Origin of the sequence: Rhodoplanes azumiensis, from assembly GCF_042682915.1 — a bacterium.
Taxonomy (GTDB): domain Bacteria; phylum Pseudomonadota; class Alphaproteobacteria; order Rhizobiales; family Xanthobacteraceae; genus Rhodoplanes; species Rhodoplanes azumiensis.
Window position 1 is genome coordinate 19,216 of sequence record NZ_JBHUIW010000021.1, and the last position, 25,053, is coordinate 44,268.

A 25,053-nucleotide genomic window follows, 5' to 3' on the forward strand; every position below is an offset into this window, starting at 1 on the left:
TTTGGCCGGAGGGCTTGCGCAGCGATGCGGCGTCTGCGCGACGGTCGCGCCCGGTGCGGACGCGGGCCGTGGCCCGGGGGTGATGCGGTGTCCTATGCCGCGCAATTTCCATGCAGGCAATGTGCCAGCGGTTGACCCGCCTCGTGTCTCACCCCGTCGTCTTCTGCCCCATCGCGATGGCGTTGACGGTGAGCAGCAGCGCGTCGAGCGTCGCCGCATCGGGTGCCGCCGGGTCCGGCGCGGCGCGATAGCGGCGCAGCAGCCGCACCTGCTCGCGATGCAGCCAGTCGAGCCCGCGCGCCCGCATCCGGGTGATCCGCAGGATGCGCGGGCGGCGCTCCTCCACGGGTGCCCCGAACAGCGCCGCGACGGCGTCGCGGGTCCGGGCGTGCTCGGCCACGATCGTCGCCATGATGCGCTCGCGCAACGCCTCGTCCTCGACCAGCGAGGCATAGAGCGCCATGATCTCGGGGCTCGCCATCATCAGGCTCGCCTCGACGTTGTGAAGGACGTAGCCGAGGAAGCGCCAGCGCGGCAGCACGGCGCGCAGCGCCGCGACGTCGTCGGGCCGCTCGCGGCGCAACCGATCGAGGGCACTGCCGACGCCGTACCAGCCGGGCAGGTGGAAGCGCGCCTGGCTCCACGAGAACACCCACGGGATGGCGCGCAGATCGGCGATCGCGGTGCGACCGGTGCGGCGGCTCGGACGCGAGCCGATGCGGGCCTGCTCGATCGCGTCGATCGGGGTGGCGGCCCGGAAGAAGTCGACGAAGCCGTCGGCGCCGACCAGGGCCCGATAGGCCTCGTAGCTGTGCGCCACCACCTCCTGCCAGACGTCGCGCAGCGGATGTGGCGGCACCGGCCCGCCGCGATGCAGGAGCGAGGTGCGGGTGACGCCCGCGAGAAAGCGCTCGAGGTGGAACGTCGCGGTGACGCGGTTGGCGTATTGCTGGGCGATCATCTCGCCCTGCTCGGTGACCCGCAAACGACCTTGGAGGGTGCCGACCGGCAGCGCGTCGAGGAAGGCATGGGTCGGGCCGGCGCCGCGCCCGATGGTGCCGCCGCGGCCGTGGAAGAACGCGATCCGCACCCCGTGGGCGCGGGCGACGGCGGCGAGCCGCTCCTCGGCGCGGTGCAGGCCCCAGTGGCTGGCGAGGATGCCGCCGTCCTTGTTCGAGTCGCTGTAGCCGAGCGTGACGCCGCATTCCGGCGTCGCCCGGCCGTCGCGCACGCGGATATGCTCCAGCGTCGCCCGCGTCACCGGATGCGCCAGGAAGCCGTCCAGGATGCTGTCGCAGGCGGAAAGGTCGTCGATGGTCTCGAACAGCGGCACCACCGGCAGCATGCAGGCGGGGCCGAGCGCCGTGTCGACCAGCAGCCCGCCCTCGCGGGCGAGCAGATACATGGCGAGCAGGTCGGCGACGCCGCGCGTCATGCTGACCACCATCGGGCCGATGCCGTCGGCGCCGTGGCGCAGGATGTGGCCGCGCAGCCCGTGCAGCATCCGCACCGTCATGTCGGCCTCGCCGTCGAGGCGCGTGTGGACGCCGGTGAACGGGCGCGGGCTCTTCAGCTCGGCGTTCAGGAAGGCGAGCTTCTCGGCCTCGCTCCACTCCGGATAATCGGTGCGCGGCAGGCCGGCGGCGGCGAGCAGGCCGGCGATGGCGCGGTCGTGATAGGAGCTGTTCTGGCGCAGGTCGAGGCGGGCGAAATGGAAGCCGAACACCCGCACCTGCGCCGTGACGGGCCGCACGTCGGCGGAGGCGACATAAGGTGCGTCGGCCTCGGTCAGCGCCGCCTCCAGGGCGACGAGGTCGTCGATCAGCCCGTCCGGCGCCGCGTAGGCGCCCGGCGCGTCGCGGCCGAGCTTGGTCTGCTCCAGCCGCGCGATCATCAGGTTCACCATCTGGCGCCACGGCTCGCGCGGATTGCGGGCGATGGCGGCCCGGCTCGGCGCACCGAGCAGGGCGGCGGTCGCGGCGAGCCGATCGCGCAGGCCGGCCGGGATCGCCTCGCCGTCGGCCGCGAGGCTGATCTTCTGGGCGAGCTGGCCGAGTCGCGCCTGCAGGAGGCGCAGCGCCCCGGCGCGCAGCCGCTCCAGCATCGCGACCGTCACCTCGGGCGTCACGCCGGGATGGCCGTCACGGTCACCCCCGACCCAGGTGCCGAAGCCGAGCCGCGGCAGCGCCGGCGGCAGCGCCGTCGCGCCGAAGACGTCGCGCCAAGCCTGCTGGAAGCGCAGGTCGAGCAGCTCGACGACGTCGGGAAACACCTGCTCCAGATAATGGAAGACGGTCCGGATCTCGTTGTCGAGGGCGGGCCGCTCGAGCTGGATCTCGCCGGTGCGCCACAGCCGCTGCAGCGCCGCCTTCAAGCGCTGCGCGTGGATGCCGCGCTCGATGTCGGTGAACGAGCGGGTCTCGCGCTCGAGCAGCAGCAGATAGACGGCACGGTGATGCTCCAGCACGGTCGAGCGCTTGGCCTCGGTCGGATGCGCGGTCAGCACCGGCTCGAACACCGTGTCGGCGATCGTCGCGCGGATCGTCGCCTCGTCGTGGCCGCGGGCGACGAGATCGCCGAGATCGTGGCGCCACAGGCCGCGCTCGCGCTCGTGGCGCTGCGCCTCGGCGCGGCGGCGGATCTGGTTGGCCGTATTCTCCTCGACGATGTTGAGGAGCTGGAAGGCGATCGACAGCGCCTCGCAACGCTCGACCGCGCCCGAGCGGACGGGCCCGAGCGGCAACGGTTCGTCGTGGTCGGCGAAGCAGCGGCGGACGAACTCGGCGACCCCGGTCGCCGGCCGCGACTCCTCGACCACGGCGCAGAACGCGTCGAGCAGCCAGGCCGAGTCGGCCGCCCATTTGGCGAAGCCTTCGCGGACGGGATCGAAATCGGGATCGGGACGGTCCATGGCGATGTTCCGATGCGACACGCAGCCGGCCGCGGTCGCGGGGCAAATCGGTTGGAAAATATCGACGCGGCGTCGCGCGACTGCACGACGAGTCTGCTGACAGTCTGGTGTTCGAACTGTTGTCGATGGCACGGCCTCTCCGTCCCCCCCCCGCGTGCGAAGCGCGTGGCGGGCGCGCAATTGCGCGCCAAAGGGGTCAGGGGTGAGGGCCTGCCCCGGACGCGAGCGCCTCCGCGATGACGGTCAGAACCCCGTCGATGTTGCCGAGCACCTCGTTGTTCCAGAAGCGCAGCACGCGATAGCCCTGCGCTTCGAGGTAGGCGGTGCGTTTCGACTCCGCGCCGGCTTGATCCTCGAGGCCATGCAGCCCGCCGTCGATCTCGATCACCAGCCGCGCATCGTGGCAGGCGAAGTCGGCGAAGTACGGCCCGATCGTCGCTTGGCGGCGCCAATGCGAGGATGCAGGCAGCGCTCTCGGGTGTCGCCGGAGCTTTCGCTCGGCATCGATCGTCTCACGACGGAGGTTTCGGGCGCGGTCGACGCGGGGATCCTTGCGCCGCGATTTTACCTCGACGTTCATGTGTGCCGCACCGCCGCTGCCCCCCACCCCCGACCCCTCCTCCTATTCGCTTGCGCGAATGGGAGGAGGGGAGCGCGAGCGCCTTGCCCGATCGAGTGCAGATCGCGGCCTCGTCGGCCCGATCGCGCGGCCTGATCGAGAGCGAGTCTACTGCCCCACCGCCTCCAGCACGTCCTCGAAGGTCTTGAGACCCTTCTGCGGGGCGTTGACCATCACGGCCATGTTGCCGGGCTTGTGCTGGTTCTGCCACATCATGTGATGGGCGAGCGGGATCTCGTTCCAGGAGAAGACCTCGCTCATGCACGGGTCGATGCGGTGGTCGAGCACGAATTGGTTCGCCGCCGAGGCCTGCTTGAGGTGGGCGAAGTGCGAGCCCTGGATGCGCTTCTGCCGCATCCAAACATAGCGGGCGTCGAACGTGATGTTGAAGCCCGACGTGCCGGCGCAGAACACCACCATGCCGCCGCGCTTCACCACCAAGCAGGAGACCGGGAAGGTCGCCTCGCCGGGGTGCTCGAACACGATGTCGACGTCCTTCTTGCCGGTGATGTCCCAGATCGCCTTGCCGAACTTCCGCGCCTCCTTCACCCAGACGGCGTATTCGGGCGTGTTGACCTGGGGCATCTGGCCCCAGCACTTGAAGTCCTTGCGATTGATCACGCCCTTGGCGCCGAGCTGCAGCACGTAGTCACGCTTGGTCTCGTCCGAGATGATGCCGATAGCGTTGGCGCCGGCGGCCGCGCAGATCTGCACGCCGAAGACGCCGAGCCCGCCCGAGGCGCCCCACACCAGCACGTTGTCGCCCGGCTTGAGGATGTGGGGCGGATGACCGAACAGCATGCGATAGGCGGTGGCGAGCGTCAGCGTGTAGCAGGCCGCCTCCTCCCAGGTGAGATGCGCGGGCTTCTTGAGGAGCTGGCGCGACTGCACCCGGCAGAACTGGGCGAACGAGCCGTCCGGCGTCTCGTAGCCCCAGATGCGCTGCGACGGCGAGAACATCGGGTCGCCGCCGTTGCACTCCTCGTCCTCGCCGTCGTCCTGATTACAGTGGACGATGACTTCGTCGCCGACCTTCCAGCGATGCACCTTGCTGCCCACCGCCCAGACGATGCCGGAGGCGTCGGACCCGGCGATGTGATAGGGCTCGCCGTGGCCGTCGAGCGGCGAGATCGGCTGGCCGAGCGCCGCCCAGACGCCGTTGTAGTTGACGCCGCCGGCCATGACGTGGACCAGCACGTCCTCGTCGCCGAGCTGCCAGGTCGGCACCACCTCGATCTGCATGGCGTCCTGGGGCGGACCGTGGCGCTCCTTGCGGATCGCCCAGGCATACATCTTGGCCGGCACATGCCCGAGCGGCGGGATTTCACCGATCTCGTAGAGATCCTTGGGTTCGTTGGTCGATCGAAGCTGGGTCACGGCCGCCATGGCACTTCCTCCGCCGGTCGAGAAGTCGGTCCGCCCGTAAGCCGGGCGAGTGTGCATCACCGGATATCGCGTCGCAATAAGTACCACGGTCGCAAGCGCCGGCGCAGGACTTAAGCCTTCGTCAATTCGGAGGGGGGATCCTCCGCCGGGCCGCGCCGCGGCTCGGCGCGCCGTTGGATCGCCCGCGTCATCTGGACAGGACCGCGCCGGCGATGCCCGTCACCGCTCCGATCGACGCCGCCGCCGCACCGTCCGCGTCGTCTGGCCGCAGCCGGCGCCCGCGCGTCGGTGCACCGCCGGTGGCCGGCGTCGAGCCGGTGCGGCTCGTCTGCTTCGCGCTCGCGATCGTCACCCTCACCTATATGGTGCTGGTGCTCGCGCGCGGCGACTGGATCGTGACGCCATCGGGCGCGCCGGTCCATACCGATTTCGTGATGGTCTACGCGGCCGGCCAGCTGGCGCTCGCCGGCGATCCCGCCGCCGCCTGGGACTGGACGCTCCACCGCGCCGCCGAGGACGCCGTGGCGGGCCGCCCGGTGCCCGCCTATTACGGCTGGCACTATCCGCCGCCGTTCCTGATGGTCGCGGCGGCGCTCGCCGCCCTGCCCTACTGGGCCGCCTTCGCGACCTGGATGGCGGTGACGCTGCCGCTCTATGCGGTGACGATCCGCGCGATCGTCGCCGACCGGCTCGGCTGGCTCGTGGCCTTCGCGTCGCCGGTGATCGTGCCGAACCTGGTGCCGGGCCAGAACGGCTTCCTCACCGCGGCGCTGGTCGGCGGCACGCTCGCGCTCTTGCAGCGACATCCGGTCGCGGCCGGCGTCTGCCTCGGGCTTCTGACCTACAAGCCGCAATACGGCGTGCTGTTTCCGCTGGTGCTGTCGATCACCGGCCGGTGGACCGTCGTCGCGGCGGCGAGCGCCACGACGCTGCTGCTCGGCGCCGCCACGCTCCTCGTCTTCGGCCCGGCCGGCGGCGCCGCCTCCTGGGCCGCCTTCCTGCACTGGCTGCCGCTGACCGCGGACGCGCTGCTGAACCTGCCGGACGGCGAGTTCTCCAAGTTCCAGAGCGTCTTCGCCCTCGTCCGCCTGGCCGGCGGAGGCGCGTCGCTCGGCTGGACCGTGCAGATCGGCGTGGCGATCGTCACCGCCGCAGCCATATGCCTGATTTGGCGGAACAAGATGATTCCGTTCGACCTGAAGGCCGCGGCGCTGGCCACCGGCGTGCTGCTCGCGACGCCCTATGTCTATCTCTACGACCAGACGGTCCTCGTCGTCGCCGTCGCCTTCCTGCTGCGCCAGGCGCTGTCGACCGGGTTCCTCTCCGGCGAGCGTCCGGCCCTGGCCCTGGTCGCGGCCGCCGTCCTGGTGCTGCCTGTGCTGGGCGTCCCGGTCGGTCTCGCCGGCGTCGCCGCGACGCTCGCGCTGGTCGGCCGCCGCATCGCGCTGGCGCTGGCGGCGCCGGCGGCCAGCGGGTCTGTCGCCTCGAGCGGGTCTGTCGCCTAAAGTCGCAGGGCGGTGGCGCGGTCGCGGGCTGACAGCCCGCACGCGCCGCGTTATCCTCCTCGTCGCAGTGCAACAAGGATCGCGCGTCCGCGTCTGTTCGGACCCCGCGCGCCTTCGGACCGGGACGGACCATGGGCTTGTCCTTGCTGGTATGGCTGATCGTGGGCGCGCTGGCCGGCTGGATCGCCGGCAAGCTGGTGCACGGCTCCGGCTTCGGTCTCGTCGGCAACATGGCGGTCGGCATCGTGGGCGCCGCCATCGCCGGCTTTCTGCTGCCGCGGCTCGGGATTTTCTGGGGCGGCGGGTTCCTGAGCGCGGTCTTCCACGCCGTCATCGGCGCCGTCATTCTGCTGGTCCTGGTCGGCCTGATCCGCCGCTAGAGCGGAACGGCCGGTCGCTGGCGCGAGGCCCGCCGCGGGCCGGTGCCGCGACGTGAATTTCGAACGTCATAACTCGTTTTCAGGGAGCGTCCTCGATGCGCGACACGCCGATGCGCGACACACCGAAGCGCGACACACCGAAGCGCGACAAGCCGTGGATCATCCGGACCTATGCGGGCCACTCGAGCGCCCGCGAGTCCAACGCCCTCTATCGCAAGAACCTGTCGAAGGGACAGACCGGCCTGTCGGTCGCCTTCGACCTGCCGACCCAGACCGGCTACGACAGCGATCATCCGATCGCCCGCGGCGAGGTCGGCAAGGTGGGCGTCGCGATCTCGCATATCGGCGACATGCGCACCCTGTTCGACGGCATCCCGCTCGGCGAGATGAACACGTCGATGACCATCAACGCGACGGCGGCCTGGCTGCTGGCGCTCTATGTGGCGGTGGCGGACGAGCAAGGGGTGCCGCGTGAGAAACTCACCGGCACGACGCAGAACGACATCATCAAGGAGTATCTGTCGCGCGGCACCTACGTGTTCCCGCCCGGTCCCTCGATGCGGCTGATCAAGGACGTGATCCTGTTCACGACCCGCGAGATGCCGAAGTGGAACCCGATGAACGTCTGCTCCTACCATCTGCAGGAGGCGGGCGCGACGCCGGTGCAGGAGCTCGCCTACGCGCTCGCCACCGCCGTGGCGGTGCTCGACTCGGTGAAGGAGGCGGGCGAGATCGAGAATTTCGGCGAGGTGGTCGGACGCATCTCGTTCTTCGTCAATGCCGGCATGCGGTTCATCACCGAGATCTGCAAGATGCGGGCGTTCTGCGAATTGTGGGACGAGATCACCCGCGAGCGCTACGGCGTCACCGACCCCAAGCAGCGGCTGTTCCGCTACGGCGTGCAGGTGAACTCGCTCGGGCTGACCGAGCAGCAGCCCGAGAACAACGTCTACCGCATCTTCCTGCAGATGCTCGCCGTGACGCTGTCGAAGTCGGCCCGGGCGCGCGCCGTGCAGCTTCCGGCCTGGAACGAGGCGCTGGGCCTGCCGACCCCGTGGGACCAGCAGTGGTCGCTGCGCGCCCAGCAGATCCTCGCCTACGAGAGCGACCTGCTCGACTACGGCGACATCTTCGCCGGCTCGACCGAGATCGCCCGCAAGGTCGAGGAGCTGAAGGCCGAGGCGCGCGACGAGCTGCGCCGAATCCTCGACATGGGCGGCGCCGTCGGGGCGATCGACACCGGCTATCTGAAGGAGCAGCTGGTCGTCTCGAACTCGCGCCGCGTCGAGCTGATCGAGGCGGGCGAGCAAATCGTCGTCGGCGTCAACAAGTTCGTCGAGACCGAGCCGTCGCCGCTGCCGACCGGCGAGGGCGCCATCATCACGATCCCGCCCGAGGTGGAGGCCGAGCAGGTCGCCCGTCTGCAGGCGTGGCGCGCGAGCCGTGACAACGCCGCGGTCGCGCAGGCGCTGGCCGAGCTGCGCCGCGCGGCGGTCGAGGGCCGCAACATCATGCCGTCGTCGATCGCCTGCGCCAAGGCGGGCGTCACCACGGGCGAATGGGCTTTTGCCCTGAGAGAGGGCTTCGGCGAGTATCGCGCCCCGACCGGCATCTCGGCGGCGGCCCGCAACGACGCCCGCAACATCGACGCGCTGAAGGCCGAGGTCGACCGGGTGTCGCGAAAGCTCGGGCGGCGGTTGAAGTTCCTGGTCGGCAAGCCGGGCCTCGACGGCCACTCCAACGGCGCCGAGCAGATCGCGGTCCGGGCCCGCGACGCCGGCATGGACGTCGTCTACGAGGGCATCCGCTTCACGCCGGCCGACATCGCCGCCGCGGCGCGTGACAAGGACGTCCATGTCGTCGGCCTGTCGATCCTGTCGGGCTCGCACATGGAGCTGGTCGCCGACACGCTGGCGAAGCTGCGCGAGGCCGGCGCGTCGCACGTGCCCGTGGTGGTCGGCGGCATCATCCCGCCCGACGACGCCAAGGCCCTGCTCGCCGCCGGCGTCGCCGGCGTCTACACGCCCAAGGACTTCGACCTCAACCGCATCATGACCGACATCTGCCGCATCGTGGAGAACGCCACGTCCGACAAGGCGGCGTGAGACGGACTGCCGCTGGCGGAGCGGAACCGGGCGGCGCTTGCTTTCACCTCTCCCCGGCGGGGAGAGGTGACGGTCGGCGCCCGTCGTCGAACAAGAGGTGCCTCGGCGAGGCAGGGCGCTTCCTTCACCTCTCCCCGGCGGGGAGAGGTCGCCGCGCGCAGCGCGGCGGGTGAGGGGGCGCCGGCGATTCCTTTCTGCCCCCCTCCGTCACATGCACTGCGTCTCCAGCTCCTCCAGCAACTCCAGCGTCTCGGGATCGTCGAGATCCTCCAGGAGCTCCTTCAGGGTCGGCAGGAAGTTGTGCAGCACCCGCAAGTCGTCGAGGCCGCGGGTGTGGGCGAGGGCGCGCTGCGTCTCGAAATAAGGCCAGAACGGGCTGTCGCCCTCGGCGACATGGGCGAGCACGCGGGCCATCACGGCGCGGGTCATGCCGTCGGTGTCGATGTTCCTGAAGGTGACGTAGCGATCCCGACACGTTTCGCCCGTTTCGGCCGTCCCGGGCCGGCGGTCGTCGTCGAGGCCCGTGTTTTCGTCGTCGTCGCGGTGTCGCATCGTGATCCTTGCTCCGATGCGCGCGCGACAAGCACATTGCGTGCCGGATGGCGCCCATTCCTGTCTCCGAAAAGGCGCGCAGCGAGCGACCGTCCGATCAGCCCCGCCGCGGCACGCCGGCGAGCGCCCGGGCCAGGGCGCGCGGGCTGATCGGCTTCTGCAGATAGCCGCTCATGCCGGCGGCGCGCGCCTGCGCCTCGTGGCTGCGGGTCGGCTGGCCGGAGAGGCCGATCACCGGGACGGCACCGGCCTCGCCCGGCAGGGCGCGGATGCGGCGCGTCGTCTCGAAGCCGTCGTCGGGGCCGCTCAGCACCACGTCCATGAGCACCAGATCGTAGGAGGTGCGGCCGAGCGCCGCCACGGCCGCCGCGCCGGTGTCGACGAAATCGGTCGAGTGGCCGAGCTCGCCCAGCACGGTACGCATGACGATGCGCCCGTAAGGGTTGTCCTCGACGCACAGGATGCGCAGCGGCGCGGATGCCACCGCCGGGGCGACGTCGGTCCCCCCGGCGGCCCGCTCCTCGCCGTCCGCCGACGGCGGGGCGGCGGCCACCGCGACGACGAGGCGGAACGTGCTGCCCTCCCCCGGCGTGCTCGCCACCGTCACGTCGCCGCCCATGGCGCGGGCCAGCCGGCGCACATAGGCGAGGCCGAGCCCGGAGCCGCCGAACTTCTCGGCCACCTTGTCGCTCCCTTGCGAGAACGGCCGGAACAGCCGGCGCTGTTCCGCCTCGGTGAGGCCGATGCCGCTGTCGGTCACGTCGACCGTGATGCGCCAGCCGTCGCCGGCCGGCGCGGCGTCGGCGGCGAGCCGCACGCCGCCAGCCTGGGTGAACTTCACGGCGTTGTCGAGCAGGTTCTCGACCGCGGCGCGCAGCCGGACCTGGTCGCCCGACACCGTCGCCGGAACGGCGTCGGCGATCGCCGCCGTGAAGCCGATGCCCTTGGCCTCGGCCCGCGCGGCCGCCGAGGCCGCCGCATCCTGCAGGGTGCGGCGGAGGTCGAACGGCTCGTGACGCAGCACCAGGCCCTTCTCGCCGGCCCGGGCGCCGTCGACGATCAGCGAGGTCAGCGCCGTGAGGTGCTCGGCCGAGCTCTTCAGCGCCTCGACCCAGCCGCGCTCGCGGGCGCCGAGCGGCGACATCGCCAGCAGTTCGCTGATCGCGAGGATGCCGGTCAGCGGCGTGCGGATCTCGTGGGCGAGCGACGCCAGCAGGCGCTCGAACGCCGCCGGCCCGGACGCCCGCGTCCGCGGGGCGCGCGGGCGGGCCGAGCGTTTCGTCGAGCGTTTTCTGGCCACGCGCTTCCTGGCCACGGGAGGATGAACTCCGTTGCGGAGCAGAGCCACCAACACCAGACTCCGCCCCGCGGGACGGCCGGCGCCGGGGCCGAAAGGGAGGGGCCGGGTTCGGCCCGGTCGCCTTTGACCGCCTTCTTATTCGGTCTATGCTCCGGATGGAACCATCTTATTGAGGTTGCGGGACGATCCCGGACGGGACCAGCCGTCGCGGCGACCGTGACGGGGAGCGCGACGAGGACCGGAATGGGCAAGCCGCTCGAGTTCGCCACCCTGCTGGGGATGAACCCGCTGTTCTCCGGCCTCGACCGCGAGGCGATCGCTTCGATCGCGCGGCTGTGCCAGACCCGCAAGCTGCCGGCCGGCCGGACCCTGTTCGTGAAGGGCGAGCCGGGAGACGCGCTCTACGGCGTGCGGCGTGGCCAGATCCGCATCGAGACCGGCACGGCGACCGGCGAGCGGATGACCATCGAGGTGTTCGGTCCGGGCGACCTGTTCGGCGAGATCGCCGTGCTGGACGGCCGGCCGCGCACCGCCGACGCCGTCGCCCAGGAGGACTGCGAGCTGTTCGTGCTGCCGCGCGCCGAGTTCATGGCGATGCTGGAGCGCGAGGGACGGCTGGCGATCCGCATCATCGAGCTTCTCTGCGCCCGGCTCCGATCCACCAACGAGCGCACCGAGGAGATGATGTTCCAGCCGCTGCCGGTGCGGCTCGCGCGACGGCTCGAGGCGCTGGCCGCCGATTTCGGCTCCGACCTGCAGATCACCCAGGACGAGCTCGCCGGTCTCGTCGGCGTCACCCGCGAGAGCGTCAACCGTCAGCTCCAGGAATGGCGCGCCGGCGGCATCGTCCAGCTCGGCCGCGGCCGCATCCAGGTGGATGTCGGTCGCCTTGCCGCAGTCACACGGAAAGCGTAAGTTGAGCAGGATTGTCACGGCATTTCTGTTTCATCTCGCGTGCCCGTTATTGGTTCGGACCGACCCGGTCCGTTCTTCGGTTCGGACCGTCACGGCGGTCCCGAAGCTCCGCCGCGCCGGCTCCCGGCGGCGTCCCACATCGCGATGGAATGGGCTCATCCGCATGGCTCCTCCCGACGACAGACGGCGGATCCGCCCCGCCGCCCGGTCCGGCCGGCGCATCGTCGCGCGCGCGGTCGCACTGGTGAGCGCCCCGCTGCTCGCGGCGACGCCGCTCGCCGCCGCCGACAAGGCGGCCCCGGCCGTCCCGCCGCCCGGCGTCATCGCGATCGTCACCAAGGCCCAGACCGCCTGCTTCTCCAGCGTCATCCGGGCGAACGGCATTCTGGTGGCGCGGTCCGAGGCGATGGTGATCCCGGAGGTCGACACCGGCTTCAAGGTGACCCAAGTGCTGGCCCGCGACGGCGACCGAGTGAGCGCCGGCCAGTCGCTCGCCCGCCTCACCCGCGCCTCCGACGGCGTCGCCGTCACGGTGCGGGCGCCGGTCAGCGGCCTGGTGATCAAGAGCAACGCGACGCTCGGCGCGATCGCCTCGGCGAAGTCGCCCGACCCGCTGTTCCGCATCGCGCTGGACGGCGAGATCGAGCTGATGGCCGAGGTGCCGAGCCTCTATCTGCCCAAGCTCCAGCCCGGCCAGACCGCCCGCGTCGAGCTGGAGGAAGGCCGCGACGTCCCGGGCCGAGTACGGCTCGTGCCGTCCGAGCTGAACCCGGTGAGCCAGATCGGCCAGGTCCGCGTCTCGATCGAGAACGACCCGTCGCTGCGCATCGGCACCTTCGCGCGGGCGACCATCGACGCGGCGCGCAGCTGCGGCGTCTCGGTGCCGCGCACCGCCGTCCAGTTCCGCGCCGAGGGCGCCGTCGTCCAGGTCGTCCGCAACAAGACGGTCGAGACCCGCCGGGTGCAGGTCGGCCTCGTCTCCGGCGACGGCGCCGAGATCCGCGACGGCATCAAGGAAGGCGAGGTGGTGATCGCCAACGCGGGCGGCTCGCTGCGCAACGGCGAGAAGGTCCGCCCGATGGTGCGCGACGACGCCACCGGTCAGCTCGAGGAGATGTGACGTGAACATCTCGGCCTGGTCCATCCGGACGCCGCTTCCGTCGGTCGTCTTCTCCATCATCATCGTGCTGCTCGGCTGGATGAGCTTCGTGAAGCTGCCGATCACGCGGCTGCCGAGCGTCGACGTGCCGATCGTCTCGGTCGCGGTGGCGCAGTTCGGCGCCTCGCCGGCCGAGCTCGAGGCGCAGGTGACCAAGACGATCGAGGATGCGGTCGCCGCGATCGTCGGCGTCAACCACATCGACTCTAGCATCAGCGACGGCCTCTCCGTCACCACCATCACGTTCCTGCTCGACGCCGATCCGGACCGCGCCCTCAACGACGTCAAGGACGCCGTCACGCGGGTGCGCTCCAGCCTGCCGAGCGGCATCAGCGAGCCGCTGGTGCAGCGCCAGGAGGTGATCCCCTTCCCGATCATGACCTATGCGGCGATCGCGCCCGGCCGCACCCCCGAGCAGCTCTCCTGGTTCGTCGACGACGTGATCAAGCGCAACCTGCAGGGCCTGCGCGGGGTCGCCAAGTTCGAGCGCATCGGCGGCGCCGACCGCGAGATCCTGGTGTCGCTCGATCCCGACCGTCTGCAGTCGGTCGGCCTCACGGCGGCCGGCATCTCCGAGCAGCTCCTCAAGAACAACGTCGACGTCGCCGGCGGCCGGGCCGAGATCGGCGGGCGCGACCAGTCGATCCGTACCATCGCCGGGGCGCCGACCATCGAGGCGCTCGCCGGCACCACGTTCAGCCTGCTCGCCGGCGGCGAGGTGCGGCTCGACGACCTCGGCGTCGTCACCGACACGGTGGTCGAGCCGCGCACCTTCGCGCGCCTGGACGGCGACCCGGTCGTCGCCTTCGCGGTGTACCGGGCGAAGGGCGCGAGCGACGTGCGCGTCTCCGGCGCGGTCGAGCGCGAGATCGCCAAGATCAAGGAGGAGCACCCGGACGTCGACATCAAGCTGATCGATAGTTCGGTCGACTTCACCCGCGCCAACTACGACAACGCGATGCAGACGCTGATCGAGGGCGCGCTGCTCACCATCGTGGTCGTGTTCCTGTTCCTGCGCGACTGGCGCGCCACCGCGATCGCCGCCATCGCACTGCCTCTGTCCGTCTTCCCGGCCTTCTGGGTGATGGACATGCTGGGCTTCTCGCTCAATCTCGTGACGCTGCTCGCCATCACGCTGTCGACCGGCATCCTGGTCGACGACGCGATCGTCGAGATCGAGAACATCGAGCGCCACATCCAGATGGGCAAGTCGCCCTACGACGCCTCGATGGAGGCGGCCGACGAGATCGGGCTCGCCGTCATCGCGATCAGCCTCGCCATCGTCGCGATGTTCCTGCCGGCCAGCTTCATGCCGGGCATCGCCGGGCAGTTCTTCAAGCAGTTCGGCGTCACCGTCTCGGTGCAGGTGCTGTTCTCGCTGGTCGTCGCGCGCCTCGTCACGCCGATGCTCGCCGCCTATTTCCTGCGGCCGAAGCAGCACACCGAGAAGCCCCCCGGCCCGATCATGCGGGCCTACACCAGCGTGCTTCAGGCCTCGGTGCGGATGCGCTACCTCACGCTGCTGGTCGGGCTCGCCGTGTTCGCCGCCTCGATCGGCGGGCTGACGCTGCTGCCGTCCGGCTTCCTGCCGCAGCAGGACGTCGCCCGCTCGCTGCTCGCCGTCGAGCTGCCGCCCGGCACGCCGCTCTCCGAGACCGAGGCCGTGACGGGCCGCATGGTCGACGTGATCCGCAAGCGGCCGGAGGTGCGTAGCGTCTTCGTCGACGGCGGCCGCATCCCGCCCAAGGTGACCGAGGTCAATACCGCGGCGCTGATCATCAACTACGTCCCCAAGAAGGAGCGCAAGGTCAAACAGAGCCAGCTCGAGCGCGACATCGCCCGCGACCTCGCCGAGGTGCCGGACGTTCGCTACTGGTTCCTCGACGAGAACGGCCAGCGGGTGATCTCGCGCATCGTCACGGGCCAGGACGGCGCGACCGTCGCCAACGTGGCGGCCGAGCTCGCCAACCAGATGCGGCGCCTGACCTCGATCTCCAACGTCGTCTCGACCGCCGCCCTCGACCGGCCGGAGCTGCGCATCATCCCGCGCAAGGCGCTGGCCACGCGCCTCTACGTCAACACCGAGACGCTCGCCGCCACGGTGCGGGTGGCGACCATCGGCGACGTCGGGCCGCGGCTGGCCAAGTTCAACGTCGGCGACCGGCTGGTGCCCATCCGGGTGATGATCGCCGACACCGGGCGGGCCGACCGCCAGGTGCTGGAGCAGCTGCGTGTGCCGACCCTGCGCGGCACCACCGTGCCGCTCCTGGCCGTCGCCGACATCCAGCTCGCGCAAGGCCCCGCCGTGATCTCGCGCCACGACCGCGAGCGTCAGGTGAAGATCGAGGCGGATCTGGTCGGCTCGACGCCGCAGAGCAAGGCCGAGAAGGAGATCGACGCGCTCCCGGTGATCCAGCATCTGCCGAAGGGCGTGCGCCTGCAGCCCTCCGCCGACTCGGAGGCCAAGAAGGAGCTGCTCGACGGCTTCCCGCCCGTGATGGCGAAGGGCATGGTCACGGTCTACGCCGTGCTGGTGCTGCTGTTCCACTCGTTCCTGCAGCCGATCACCATCCTGTTCTCGCTGCCGCTGTCGATCGGCGGCGCCGTCATCGCGCTCCTCCTCACCGGCAATCAGCTCGATCTGCCGGTGTCGATCGGTCTCCTGATGCTGATGGGCATCGTGACGAAGAACGCCATCATGCTGGTCGACTTCGCGATCGAGTCGATGGCCAAGGGGATGGACCGCACCACCGCCATCATCGACGCCGGACAGAAGCGCGCCCGGCCGATCATCATGACGACCATCGCCATGGTGGCCGGCATGGTGCCGGCCGCGCTGGCGCTCGGCGCCGGCGGCGAGTTCCGCTCGCCGATGGCGACCGCGGTGATCGGCGGCCTGATCGTCTCGACCATGCTGTCGCTGCTGTTCGTGCCGGCCGTGTTCACCGTGATGGACGACATCGGCCGCGGCTTCGGCTTCGTGTTCGGCCGCCTCGTCACCGGCACCAGGCCGCACGGCGGCGGCCACGGCGGTCCGGACGGCCCGCACGGCGGCGGTGGGCACCCACCCGGCGCGGCGCACGAGCACGCGGCCGAAAAGGCGCCCGAGAAGCCGGTCGAGAAGGTGCCCGAGCGCGTCACCGAGCGCGGCCGCGAGCCCGTCCCCGCGGCCCTCTCGGCCGCGGCGACGGAGACCGCCGGGACCGTCCCCGCGGGGCCGGACGCCGCGGCGGCGGACGCGCCGGCGCCGAAGACGAAAGGCGGCCTGTTCGGTTTCGGGCGGTAGGGCTCGTCTGCTCCGACGCGGCGCCGACCACGACGCGGCCGTGTCCCGGACAAGGCGGACCAGGCCGCAGGCCCGAGGCGCCGCAGAGCCGGAGCCGGAGCTGGAGCCGAGGGGGCCACATGACGGGGGCTTTGCCGAATCGCCCTGGGTTCCGGTTCGCGGCGCGTCGCGCCGCGCCCCGGGACACGCGCCCCCCCTCCTCGGCCGCGCAGTGAAATCGCGTCTCCTGATCAGGACCGCACTGCGCCTGGTGTCGGCCGTCTGCGTTTATGTTCCTGTTGTGCTATGTCCGCATTGTCGCCACACCGACCGGCTCCCGGCCCGGGCGGCGGCGGGCTGCACAATGCGGGTGGACGCATGCGGGTGTTGATCGTCGAGGACAACGAGGAGCTGGCCCGGCTGGTGGTCGGCGGTCTCGCCAAGGCGGGGCATCCGGCCGAGCACGCCGCGAGCGCCGCCGAGGCGCGGCACATGCTCTCGGTCGACACCTACGACGCCGTCGTCCTCGACCTCGGCCTGCCCGACGCCGACGGGCTCGCGGTGCTGCGCGAGATGCGCTCGCGCCAGGATCCGACCGCCGTCCTGGTGCTGACCGCGCGGGCCGGCGTCGACGACCGGGTCGAGGGGCTGCGCAGCGGCGCCGACGACTATCTGGTCAAGCCGTTCGCCTTCGAGGAGCTGGTGGCGCGGCTCGAGGCCCTGTCGCGGCGGCCGCGCGCCATGCAGGGCCTCGTGCTGACGGTCGCCAATCTCAACCTCGACACGGCCGGCAAGCAGGCCTTCGTCGACGACGTGCCGCACGTGCTCTCGGCCCGCGAGCTCGCCGTCCTGGAGATGCTGATGCGCCGCAAGGGCCGGGTGGTGCCGAAGAAGCTGGTCGAGGACCAGCTGTTCGGCGCCGGCGGCGACCTCTCCTCCAACGCCGTCGAGGTCTATGTCCATCGCCTGCGCAAGCAGCTCGCCGAGCGCGGCGCCGCCGTGACGATCCACACGGTGCGCGGCGTCGGCTACATGATCACCGAGGCGAAGGCGTGAAGCCGCCGGTCGTCGGCTCGCGCTCGATCGTCCGGCGCATCCTCTGGGTGCACGTGGTGGCGTTCGGCCTGGTCGCGATCCTGGTGCCGCTGTCCCTCTATCTCCTGCTCGTCGCCGAGACGACGAAGCTGCATCGCGACGCGATGCGCCAGCAGGCCGACGCCATCGCCGAGCATCTGGCGCGCGGGCCGGACGGCCGCTGGCGGCTCGATCTGCCCGAGGCCCTGCAGGACGTCTATTCCCGTGCGGTCGACCGCTACGTCTACGCGATCGTCGATACCGAAGGGCGCGTCCTGTTCTCGTCCGGCAACAGCGACCAGCCGCTGTTTCCCGACGTGCCGCCGATCCCGACGCCGACGCTCCTGCAGGTGCAGCACGCCTTCGGCACGCTGTCAGGGACGCGCGTTCCCAAGACGGACGGCGACGAAACCGTCTACATCGAAGTCGCCGAGAACCTCGCCCACCGCGACGTGCTGATCGACGACATCGTCTCCAACTTCATCCCGCGCGTCGCCTGGATCACCATCCCGATCCTGCTTCTGCTGCTCGGTATCGAGGCTCAGGTGGTGCGCCGGGTGTTCCGGCCGGTCGAGGCGGCGTCGCGCCGTGCCCGCGAGATCTCGCCCCGGCGCACCGACATCCGGCTGTCGCTCGACCAGATTCCGAGCGAGGTCGCCCCGCTCGTCGTCGCCGTCAACGAGGCGCTCGACCGGCTCGAACAGGGGTTCCGGGTGCAGCGCGAGTTCACGGCCGACGCCGCACACGAGCTGCGCACGCCGATCACCATCCTGCGCACCCGCATCGACACGCTCGCCGACGCCGGCGTCGCCGAGCCGCTGCGCCGCGACCTCGCGATGATGACGCGCGTCGTCACCCAGCTTCTCGAGATGGCCGAGGTCGAGAACATGGCGCCCGGCGACGACGCCCGCGCCGACCTGCGCGCCGTCGCGGCCGACGTGATCGCCTTCCTGGTGCCGCTCGCCATCGCGGAAGGACGCAGCATCGCGCTCGCCGGCGAGGAGGCGCCCGTGTGGGTCGCGGGCCGCGCCGAGGTGCTGTCGCGCGCGTTGCGCAACCTGATCGAGAACGCGATCCGCCACACGCCGCCCGGCACCGTGGTCGAGGTCGTGGTCGAGCCCGAGGGCGTCGCCCATGTCTGCGACGAAGGGCCCGGCATCGACGAGGCGGAGCGCGAGCTCCTGTTCCGCCGCTTCTGGCGCGGCGACCGCAAGCACTCCGGCGGCGCCGGCCTCGGCCTGTCGATCGTCCAGCGGATCATGGAGCTCTACGGCGGTGCCGTCACGGTCGCCAACCGCCCGACCGGGGGCGCCTGCTTCACGCTCCGGTTCCGGCCGGTCGCCGCCCGTCCGACCGACGAGGACGGTACCGACGGCGGCAGGCACGAGAGTTCGGCGTTCGGCGGTACGATTCGGCCGCGGGGATCAGGCCGCGCGGTGAATCCGGGGGCATCTGATCATTTCGCAGGCACGCATGCGGCCGGCGCAATGCCGACGCCCACCGAGGGACCGTCGCCGTAAGGTCGCTGTAAGTCGCCCGGCCTACGATCGCGGCGTCTCCGCCTACCCCCGCCGAGCGGAGACGGCGCCCTCCGACACCCCCGGATCCTCCGGCGGTTTCGGGGCGGTGTCGGCCCGTCCCACCTGCCGACCCGAAAGCCCCTCATGAAAGCTCTCATTCTCTACAGCGTCTTCGTCGTGATCGGCGCCGTCGCGGCCGCGTTGATCGGCTGGGTCGTCGAGCGCGAGGTGTCCGAGACGGCGAGCCTGATCGTCTTCCTCGGCCTGTTCTTCCTCAACTTCGTGGTGTCGTGGATCGCCGTGATCCTGGTGATCGACCGGTCGCTCTCGAACGCGCTGGGGCAGGTCGAGCAGCTCGCGATCGAGAAGGCCGGCCGCGCCGCCCACGCCGCCGCGTCCGGCCGCGCCGGCTGACACGCCGTCTCGTGAGACCTGTGCACGGGGGCGATGGAGCCCGGGCGCGCGGCCCTTCGATCCGCGCCCCGGAACGACGCCGAAGACCGTTCACCCCGGAAGCCCGGCGGCCGCCGCGGCGGCATCGGCTTGAGCTTCGGCGCCCGGACCGGCGGCGATGAACTGATCACGGGCGAGCTCGGCGAAGCGGCCGCCCTTGGCCATCAGCTCGTCGAACGTGCCCTGCTCGATCACCCGACCGTGCTCGAACATGAGGATCCGGTCGGCACGCCGCACGGTGGCGAGCCGGTGCGCGATCACGAAAGTCGTGCGGCCCTTCATCACCTCGTCGAGCGCCGCCATCAGTCGCGTCTCGGTGCGCGCATCGAGCGCCGAGGTCGGCTCGTCGAGGATCAGGATCGGCGGCTCCTTCAGGAGCGCCCGGGCGATCGAGAGGCGCTGGCGCTCGCCGCCCGACAAGCTGCGCCCGCGCTCGCCGACGCGGGCGTCGAAGCCCTCCGGCGTGCGGGCGATGAACTCCATCGCCTGCGCCCGCTCGGCGGCGAGCTTCAACTCGGCCTCGGTCGCGTCCGGCTTGCCGATGCGCAGGTTCTCGGCGATCGAGCGGTTGAACATCAGGCCCTCCTGGAAGACGACCCCGATGTTCCGCCGCAGCCCGGCGAGCTTCATGGTCTTGATGTCGATGCCGTCGATGCGGATCGTGCCCGACTGTGGATCGAAGGCGCGATGCAGCAGCGCGAGCGCCGTCGTCTTGCCGGCGCCCGTGGTGCCGACGAACGCGATGGTCTCGCCCGGCTTCGCCGTGACGGTGAGATCGGCGACGGCGGGGCGCTTGCCGTCGTAGGAGAACGACACGCCGTCGAACTCGACCAGCCCCGACAGACGGCCCGGATCGATCGCGCCCGCACGGTCGCGGATCGAAGGCTCGGCGTCGAACACCTCGAAGAACTCGGCCAGCCGCGGCGCCTCGGCGAACACCCGGTTGACGAACCACACGGCGTCCTGCAGCCGCGCGATCAACATGGTGGCGAAGCCCATGAAGGTGACGATCTCGCCGACCGAGGCGAGGCCGTGGATGTTCAGCCAGGTGCCGAGCAGCACGATCGCCAGCATGGTGAGCGTCGTCGACGCGCGCGTCAGCACCGCCACAACGGCCCACCAGGACAGCACCGGGATCTGCGCCGCCAGCAGCCGATCGATGACGGTCTTCAGCCCCGTCACCTCGGCGTCGACGCGGGCGAAGGAATGCACCAGCGCGACGTTGCCCAGCGTGTCGGAGGCGCGCTCGGCGAGCTCCGAGTAGTTGCTCTCGACGAGGCGCTGCAGCGTCTCGGTCTTGCGCATCACGAAGGCGGTGAGCACGGCGAAGACGACGCACAGCACGACGAGCAGCAGCGCGAGCCGCCAGTTGAGGATGAGAGCGAGCGGCAGCAGCACGAAGAACGACACGAAGGCCGCGAGATTGTCGCGGAAGAAGGCGAGCCACAGGCCCCACAGCGCGTCGGTGCCCTGCAGCATCACCTTCATCAGCCGGCCCGAATGGGTCGAGCCGTGGAAGGCGAGCGGCTGCTCCAGCACGCGCTCGAAATAGTCGGCCAGCACGGCCTGGCGCTGCTGATGGGCGAGCCGATCGGCGTAGAGGGCGGTCAACGTGCCGCAGACGATGCTGAACAGGCCGAAGGCGGCCCACGCCGCCAAGAGGCCGGTCAGCGTCGACCACGAGAAGCCGGCGCCGGGCGCGGCGGCCTTCGACAGCGTGTCGACGACGCGGCCGAACAGCACCGGCTCGGCGAACTGGGCGGCGGCGAGCGCCAGATTGGCGAGCGCCAACGCCCAGGCGAGGCGCTTCACCGGCGCGAGCAACGCCAGCGCACGCAGATAAAGGCGGAACACGCTCATGCGGACCTGCGGTGAATCGAGCGGCGGTGGCCCGTTATAGCAGGTTCTTTCGGGCCGAGGCATGGAGGGTGCCGCCGCGTTCTCCGCGCGTCCCCGCGCCGGCGCCGGCACGATCTCGGCGGTTTCGTTCTGTGCGGCGGCCCGTGCGGCGGCGCGGAGACGATGGTCCTTCGCAGCGAGGACACCGGCGAACCGATTGCGGCACGGGGGCGCCGATGGCCCGGCGAACGGCGGGACGACGCGGTCGAGGTGGCGCGACTGGTCGCAGTCGTCCGGCGTGAACCGTTCCGCCGTCGGCTCGGGGCTCGCACGGTCCCCCGGCCCGATCGGTCCCGCCCCGCATCGGGGACACGACCGGCGTCGCGCCTTGCGGCCAGCCGCTCCGGAAATGGTTCGCGCCGATGTCCGCGCGCGCCGTCCCGATCCGTTCGCGTGTCGACCCTGATCGGTCCTCCGCAAGCCGACCTCCCCGCAAGTCGACCTCCCATGAATCCCCGACGACGCGATCCGGGCCTCCGGGACCGGGCCGAGATCTCGAGAACCCGCCGACGGACCGCAAGCACCCGCGCGGGGGCCCTGGGGCCGCACGACACATGAGTCCGGGTTCCTGCTGTCGCGGGAATGAGCGGCGTCAGGTTCGGCGTCGGTGCGACACGATCCGCTCACCGCTCCGCCAGCGCCAGCTTGGCGCCGAGCGCGACGAACGCGGCCGCGAAGGCACGACGCATCCAGGCGAGCACGGCCGGCCGCGTGATCACGTGGGTGCGCACCGCCGCCGCCGCGACGCCGTAGACGACGAACACGGCGAACGTCATCAGCATGAAGACGGCGGACAGCTCCAGCATGCGCAGGAGCGGCGCCGTCTCGCCGGTCGCCACGAATTGCGGCAGGAAGGCGACGAAGAACAGCGACAGCTTCGGATTGAGGATGTTGACCAGCACGGCCGTGATCACGATGTCGCGGCTCGACCGGTTCTTCGGCGCACCGTCCGTCTCGACGCGCAGCGCGCCGTGCGCGCGCAGCGTCTGCCACGCCATCGCCAGGAGGTACGCGACCCCGAGCCACTTCACGATCTGGAACAGCAGCGCGCTGGTGTGCAGCACGGCGGCGAGCCCGAGCACGGCGGCGAGCATGTGCGGCACGATGCCGAGCGTGCAGCCGAACGCCGCCGCGACGCTGGCGCCCCGCCCGCGCGAAAGCCCCGCGGCGAGCGTGTAGAGCACCCCGGTGCCGGGCGAGGCGACGACGATCAGCGACGTGATCATGAACTCGGCGGAGAGCTGCATCTCGGTCCTCGTGAACAGGCGTCGGTCGTGGATGTCCGCTCTACGGCGCGACGGCCGATGGCGCCACCCGATTTCCGCGTGTTCGGAGCGGGGTGCAGCTTACCGAAGTTTCACGCAACAGTGCAGCGCCGAGGTCGTTGTCCCGTCGATGGTTTCGACATCGAACGGGAGGTTTTCATGATCTCGACCAAGATGAAGCTCGCGTCCGGCGTGTTCGCGCTCTGCTCGGCGCTGGTGCTCGCCGCGCCGCAGGCCGAGGCGCAGCGTTGGGGCGGCCGAGGCTGGCACGGCGGCGGTTGGCACGGCGGTCCCGGCCACCACCACCGGCACGGCGGTTGGGGCCGCGGCGCGGCGGCCGGCATCGCCGGCTTCGCCACCGGTGCGATCATCGGCGGTGCGCTCGCCTCGCAGCCGAACTATTACGGCGGCTATGCGGCGGCGCCGGGCTACGGCGGCGGCGATGCCGACGCGGTGGCTTATTGCCGGCAGCGATTCAAGTCCTACGACCCGACCTCGGGCACCTATCTGGGCTACGACGGCAATCGTCACGCCTGCCCGTGACGACGTCCGTGAACGGGGCTCGCGGCCCGGAACGCGCCGGCCCCGCCCCGTCGGGGTGCCGGCCCCCGTCGGGGTGCCGGCCCGACGCGATCGGCTTGCGAGCGGCGGGGCGCGGGGGCTATGAACGCCGCTCCGGCGTGCCCCGCGCCTCCGCTTCCGGACTCTCCCGATGCTCGATCGCCGCCTGTTTCTCGGCGCCGCCGGCGCCGCGCTCGTTCCCGCCCTTGCTCGTCCCGCCGTCGCGCAGACCGACTGGCCGACCCGCCCCGTCACCGTGGTGGTCCCCTATCCACCGGCCGGCTCCGTCGATCTCGTCGCCCGTGCCATCGGCGAGCCGATGGCACGGGCGCTCGGCCAGCCCGTGGTGGTGGAAAACCGCGGCGGCAGCGGCGGCTCGGTGGCGGCCCAGGCGGTCGCGCTCGCCGATCCGGACGCCTATCGGCTGGTGCTCGGCACCCAGCAGACGCACGGCACCAACGAAGCGATCTATCCGTCGCTCGGCTATCGCGCGATCGACAGCTTCGTGCCGATCTGCCAGGTCTGCACGGTGCCGCACGCGCTGGTGGTCAAGAAGACCCTGCCGGTGGCGACCGCGACCGAGCTGGTGGCGCTCTTGAAGCGCGAGCCCGGCAAGCTGAACTACGGCTCGACCGGCATCGGCTCGTCGTCGCATCTCGCCTGCGAGCTGTTCAAGATCAAGGCCGGCGTGGAAGCCCAGCACGTGCCCTATCGGGGCGGCGGCCCGCTCGCCCAGGATCTGATGGCAGGCGTCGTCGACTTCGGTTTCATCGCGGTCGCCAACATCCGCGGACAGCTCGAGGGCGGCATGGTGCGGGCGCTCGCCATCGCCTCGTCGCGCCGCGTGCCGCTGATGGCCGACATCCCGACGCTCGCCGAGGCGGGCGTTCCGGACGTCGACGCCGACGCCTGGTTCGCCTATTTCGCCCCGGCCAAGACGCCGGCCGACCGCGTCGCCAAGCTCGCCGCGGCGATCGAGGGCGCGCTCTCGGCCGACGCGGTGCGCGAGACCTTCGACCGCAACGCCGTCGTCGCCCGCTTCCGTCCGACCGCCGAGATGCCCGACTTCGTCGCCGCCGAGGTGAAGAAGTGGGCCGAGGTGGTGCGGCTCGCCAATCTTGTCGAGGCGAAGTGATCAGGAACCAACGATCGAGTCTCGTTGTCTCGACGCTTCGGTGGAAGCAAGATCTTCACCTCTCCCCAGCGGGGAGAGGTCGGGGCTCGCGCGACAGCGCGAGCTCCGGGTGAGAGGTGCCGCGCTCACCAACTGGTGCCCTAACCCCTCACCCCGTGCGCGCCTGTCGGCGCGCCCGACCCTCTCCCTTCGGGAGAGGGTGAGCACTACTCCTCGCTCGTCGGATAGACGCCGCGCAGAACGGCGTCGAAATGGGCCTTCACCGATTCGTTGCACAGGCAGGCGCGTGCCTTCAGGGCCTCGCGGTCGCGCACCACCACGGCGCCGCGCCGCGTCTCGAGAATCCGGTCGGCCCGGAACCCCTGCATGACGCGGCTGGTGTAGCTGCGGCCCACCCCCAGCATGGTGGCGAGCTGTTCGTGGGTGAGCGGCACGACATGATCGCCGGTGCGGTCCATCGCCGAGACGATCCACTTGGCGGCGCGCTGCTCGATCGAGTGCACGGCGTTGCAGGCGGTCGACTGGAACACCTGGGCGAGCAGGCAATCGGCGTAGCGGGCGAACAGGTAACGGAGGCTCGGCGACCGCGCCTTGGCGGCCTCGAGCTGGGTCACCCGTACACGCACGAACGGGCCGCCGTACTTCACGACGATGCGGCAATAGGCCGGCAGATGGCCGAACGAGACGATGCCGCCGACCGCCCCCTCGCGGCCGACCAGGATGGTCTCGACGTCGCGGCCGTCCTCGCTGCCGACCAGATAGGAGACGAGGCTCGGCCCGCAGGGAAAGTGGACCGTCTCGACGTTGTCGCCGGGATTGTAGAGGAGCTGGTTGGCCTCCTGCGCGGTCGCCTCGAGCCACGGCGCGAGCAGCGCGTAATCGGCCTCGCGTAGCGTCTGCAGCAGGTTGTTGTCGGGCCGAGCGGCCGCTGCACCGGTGATCTTGCTCATGGGTCGGGTGGACGACGCTGCTGGAGGACGGACCGAGTTCGACGCGACGTTCCTCTAGCGCATCGCACGGTCCCGATATGTTCACAAGTGCACCGACCC

General features: G+C 70.9%; 19 protein-coding genes. 11 read left to right on the forward strand and 8 right to left on the reverse strand.

Translation table 11 applies throughout. The annotated features are described in order from the left end of the window. Positions 1-148: 148 nt before the first annotated feature. The 3 genes from ACFSOX_RS16985 to ccrA all read right to left on the reverse strand — a co-directional run bounded on the left by ACFSOX_RS16985 (position 149) and on the right by ccrA (position 4,916). Complete coding sequence (locus ACFSOX_RS16985) at positions 149-2,911, reverse strand: phosphoenolpyruvate carboxylase (protein ID WP_378479004.1); 2,763 nt, start codon at positions 2,909-2,911, stop codon at positions 149-151. Between the two features lie 196 nt (positions 2,912-3,107). Beyond that, positions 3,108-3,491, reverse strand: a complete 384-nt coding sequence (locus tag ACFSOX_RS16990) for an endonuclease domain-containing protein (RefSeq protein WP_378479005.1) — start codon at positions 3,489-3,491, stop codon at positions 3,108-3,110. A 147-nt stretch (positions 3,492-3,638) separates the two neighbouring features. After that, on the reverse strand, positions 3,639-4,916 hold the full coding sequence (ccrA, locus tag ACFSOX_RS16995) for a crotonyl-CoA carboxylase/reductase (protein ID WP_378479006.1): 1,278 nt from the start codon (positions 4,914-4,916) through the stop codon (positions 3,639-3,641). Between the two features lie 212 nt (positions 4,917-5,128). Here ccrA and ACFSOX_RS17000 point away from each other — a divergent pair, with 212 nt between their 5' ends. From ACFSOX_RS17000 to ACFSOX_RS17010, 3 genes are all read left to right on the forward strand, one after another. Further along, complete coding sequence (locus ACFSOX_RS17000; protein WP_378479007.1) at positions 5,129-6,421, forward strand: glycosyltransferase family 87 protein; 1,293 nt, start codon at positions 5,129-5,131, stop codon at positions 6,419-6,421. Positions 6,422-6,552: 131 nt separating this feature from the next. Further along, entirely contained in the window at positions 6,553-6,801 is a 249-nt protein-coding gene (locus ACFSOX_RS17005; protein WP_378479008.1) for a GlsB/YeaQ/YmgE family stress response membrane protein, read from the forward strand. A 95-nt stretch (positions 6,802-6,896) separates the two neighbouring features. Then, positions 6,897-8,906 carry a methylmalonyl-CoA mutase family protein gene (locus tag ACFSOX_RS17010; protein WP_378479009.1) on the forward strand — a complete coding sequence of 670 codons (2,010 nt, stop codon included), beginning with the start codon at positions 6,897-6,899 and terminating at the stop codon, positions 8,904-8,906. Between the two features lie 207 nt (positions 8,907-9,113). Here the strand turns inward: ACFSOX_RS17010 and cowN are convergent, their stop codons facing one another. After that, on the reverse strand, positions 9,114-9,458 hold the full coding sequence (gene cowN / locus ACFSOX_RS17015) for a N(2)-fixation sustaining protein CowN (RefSeq protein ID WP_378479010.1): 345 nt from the start codon (positions 9,456-9,458) through the stop codon (positions 9,114-9,116). Between the two features lie 97 nt (positions 9,459-9,555). Further along, positions 9,556-10,758 (reverse strand): ATP-binding protein, encoded by a 1,203-nt coding sequence (locus ACFSOX_RS17020; RefSeq protein WP_378479011.1) that lies wholly within the window; start codon positions 10,756-10,758, stop codon positions 9,556-9,558. A 243-nt stretch (positions 10,759-11,001) separates the two neighbouring features. Between ACFSOX_RS17020 and ACFSOX_RS17025 the strand changes: the two genes are divergently transcribed. From ACFSOX_RS17025 to ACFSOX_RS17050, 6 genes are all read left to right on the forward strand, one after another. After that, a complete protein-coding gene (locus ACFSOX_RS17025; protein ID WP_378479012.1) occupies positions 11,002-11,673 on the forward strand; it encodes a Crp/Fnr family transcriptional regulator in 672 nt (223 codons plus the stop codon). Between the two features lie 163 nt (positions 11,674-11,836). Further along, positions 11,837-12,793 carry an efflux RND transporter periplasmic adaptor subunit gene (locus ACFSOX_RS17030; RefSeq protein ID WP_378479013.1) on the forward strand — a complete coding sequence of 319 codons (957 nt, stop codon included), beginning with the start codon at positions 11,837-11,839 and terminating at the stop codon, positions 12,791-12,793. Position 12,794: 1 nt separating this feature from the next. Further along, a complete protein-coding gene (locus ACFSOX_RS17035) occupies positions 12,795-16,118 on the forward strand; it encodes an efflux RND transporter permease subunit (protein WP_378479014.1) in 3,324 nt (1,107 codons plus the stop codon). A gap of 357 nt (positions 16,119-16,475) precedes the next feature. After that, positions 16,476-17,153: a response regulator gene (locus ACFSOX_RS17040; protein WP_378479015.1), complete on the forward strand. Its 678-nt coding sequence runs from the start codon at positions 16,476-16,478 to the stop codon at positions 17,151-17,153. Then, complete coding sequence (locus tag ACFSOX_RS17045) at positions 17,150-18,691, forward strand: ATP-binding protein (RefSeq protein WP_378479016.1); 1,542 nt, start codon at positions 17,150-17,152, stop codon at positions 18,689-18,691. Before ACFSOX_RS17040 ends, ACFSOX_RS17045 begins: the two co-directional genes overlap by 4 nt. 144 nt (positions 18,692-18,835) lie before the next feature. Next, positions 18,836-19,105 carry a hypothetical protein gene (locus ACFSOX_RS17050; RefSeq protein ID WP_378479017.1) on the forward strand — a complete coding sequence of 90 codons (270 nt, stop codon included), beginning with the start codon at positions 18,836-18,838 and terminating at the stop codon, positions 19,103-19,105. A gap of 90 nt (positions 19,106-19,195) precedes the next feature. On the opposite strand, the gene ACFSOX_RS17055 is transcribed toward ACFSOX_RS17050, so the two are convergent. Continuing rightward, the gene (locus ACFSOX_RS17055) at positions 19,196-21,004 is read right to left on the reverse strand and encodes a glucan ABC transporter ATP-binding protein/ permease (RefSeq protein ID WP_378479018.1); all 1,809 of its coding nucleotides are present in this window, start codon (positions 21,002-21,004) and stop codon (positions 19,196-19,198) included. Between the two features lie 662 nt (positions 21,005-21,666). Further along, entirely contained in the window at positions 21,667-22,290 is a 624-nt protein-coding gene (locus ACFSOX_RS17060; RefSeq protein ID WP_378479019.1) for a LysE family translocator, read from the reverse strand. A 177-nt stretch (positions 22,291-22,467) separates the two neighbouring features. Between ACFSOX_RS17060 and ACFSOX_RS17065 the strand changes: the two genes are divergently transcribed. Then, entirely contained in the window at positions 22,468-22,851 is a 384-nt protein-coding gene (locus tag ACFSOX_RS17065) for a BA14K family protein (RefSeq protein ID WP_378479020.1), read from the forward strand. Between the two features lie 169 nt (positions 22,852-23,020). Continuing rightward, positions 23,021-24,004, forward strand: coding sequence for a Bug family tripartite tricarboxylate transporter substrate binding protein (locus tag ACFSOX_RS17070; protein ID WP_378479021.1), 984 nt, complete (start codon positions 23,021-23,023; stop codon positions 24,002-24,004). A gap of 206 nt (positions 24,005-24,210) precedes the next feature. Here the strand turns inward: ACFSOX_RS17070 and ACFSOX_RS17075 are convergent, their stop codons facing one another. Beyond that, positions 24,211-24,954 (reverse strand): Crp/Fnr family transcriptional regulator, encoded by a 744-nt coding sequence (locus ACFSOX_RS17075; RefSeq protein ID WP_378479022.1) that lies wholly within the window; start codon positions 24,952-24,954, stop codon positions 24,211-24,213. Between the last annotated feature and the right edge of the window lie 99 nt (positions 24,955-25,053).

What these genes read in the sequence shown, in the direction of transcription:
- ACFSOX_RS17070 (WP_378479021.1), top strand. Translation starts at nt 23,021, where the DNA reads ATGCTCGATCGCCGCCTGTTTCTCGGCGCCGCCGGCGCCGCGCTCGTT.
- ACFSOX_RS17030 (WP_378479013.1), top strand. Translation starts at nt 11,837, where the DNA reads ATGGCTCCTCCCGACGACAGACGGCGGATCCGCCCCGCCGCCCGGTCC.
- ACFSOX_RS17060 (WP_378479019.1), bottom strand. Translation starts at nt 22,290, where the DNA reads ATGCAGCTCTCCGCCGAGTTCATGATCACGTCGCTGATCGTCGTCGCC.
- cowN (WP_378479010.1), bottom strand. Translation starts at nt 9,458, where the DNA reads ATGCGACACCGCGACGACGACGAAAACACGGGCCTCGACGACGACCGC.
- ACFSOX_RS17000 (WP_378479007.1), top strand. Translation starts at nt 5,129, where the DNA reads ATGCCCGTCACCGCTCCGATCGACGCCGCCGCCGCACCGTCCGCGTCG.
- ccrA (WP_378479006.1), bottom strand. Translation starts at nt 4,916, where the DNA reads ATGGCGGCCGTGACCCAGCTTCGATCGACCAACGAACCCAAGGATCTC.
- ACFSOX_RS17055 (WP_378479018.1), bottom strand. Translation starts at nt 21,004, where the DNA reads ATGAGCGTGTTCCGCCTTTATCTGCGTGCGCTGGCGTTGCTCGCGCCG.
- ACFSOX_RS17025 (WP_378479012.1), top strand. Translation starts at nt 11,002, where the DNA reads ATGGGCAAGCCGCTCGAGTTCGCCACCCTGCTGGGGATGAACCCGCTG.
- ACFSOX_RS17050 (WP_378479017.1), top strand. Translation starts at nt 18,836, where the DNA reads ATGAAAGCTCTCATTCTCTACAGCGTCTTCGTCGTGATCGGCGCCGTC.
- ACFSOX_RS16990 (WP_378479005.1), bottom strand. Translation starts at nt 3,491, where the DNA reads ATGAACGTCGAGGTAAAATCGCGGCGCAAGGATCCCCGCGTCGACCGC.
- ACFSOX_RS16985 (WP_378479004.1), bottom strand. Translation starts at nt 2,911, where the DNA reads ATGGACCGTCCCGATCCCGATTTCGATCCCGTCCGCGAAGGCTTCGCC.
- ACFSOX_RS17075 (WP_378479022.1), bottom strand. Translation starts at nt 24,954, where the DNA reads ATGAGCAAGATCACCGGTGCAGCGGCCGCTCGGCCCGACAACAACCTG.
- ACFSOX_RS17040 (WP_378479015.1), top strand. Translation starts at nt 16,476, where the DNA reads ATGCGGGTGTTGATCGTCGAGGACAACGAGGAGCTGGCCCGGCTGGTG.
- ACFSOX_RS17065 (WP_378479020.1), top strand. Translation starts at nt 22,468, where the DNA reads ATGATCTCGACCAAGATGAAGCTCGCGTCCGGCGTGTTCGCGCTCTGC.
- ACFSOX_RS17005 (WP_378479008.1), top strand. Translation starts at nt 6,553, where the DNA reads ATGGGCTTGTCCTTGCTGGTATGGCTGATCGTGGGCGCGCTGGCCGGC.
- ACFSOX_RS17010 (WP_378479009.1), top strand. Translation starts at nt 6,897, where the DNA reads ATGCGCGACACGCCGATGCGCGACACACCGAAGCGCGACACACCGAAG.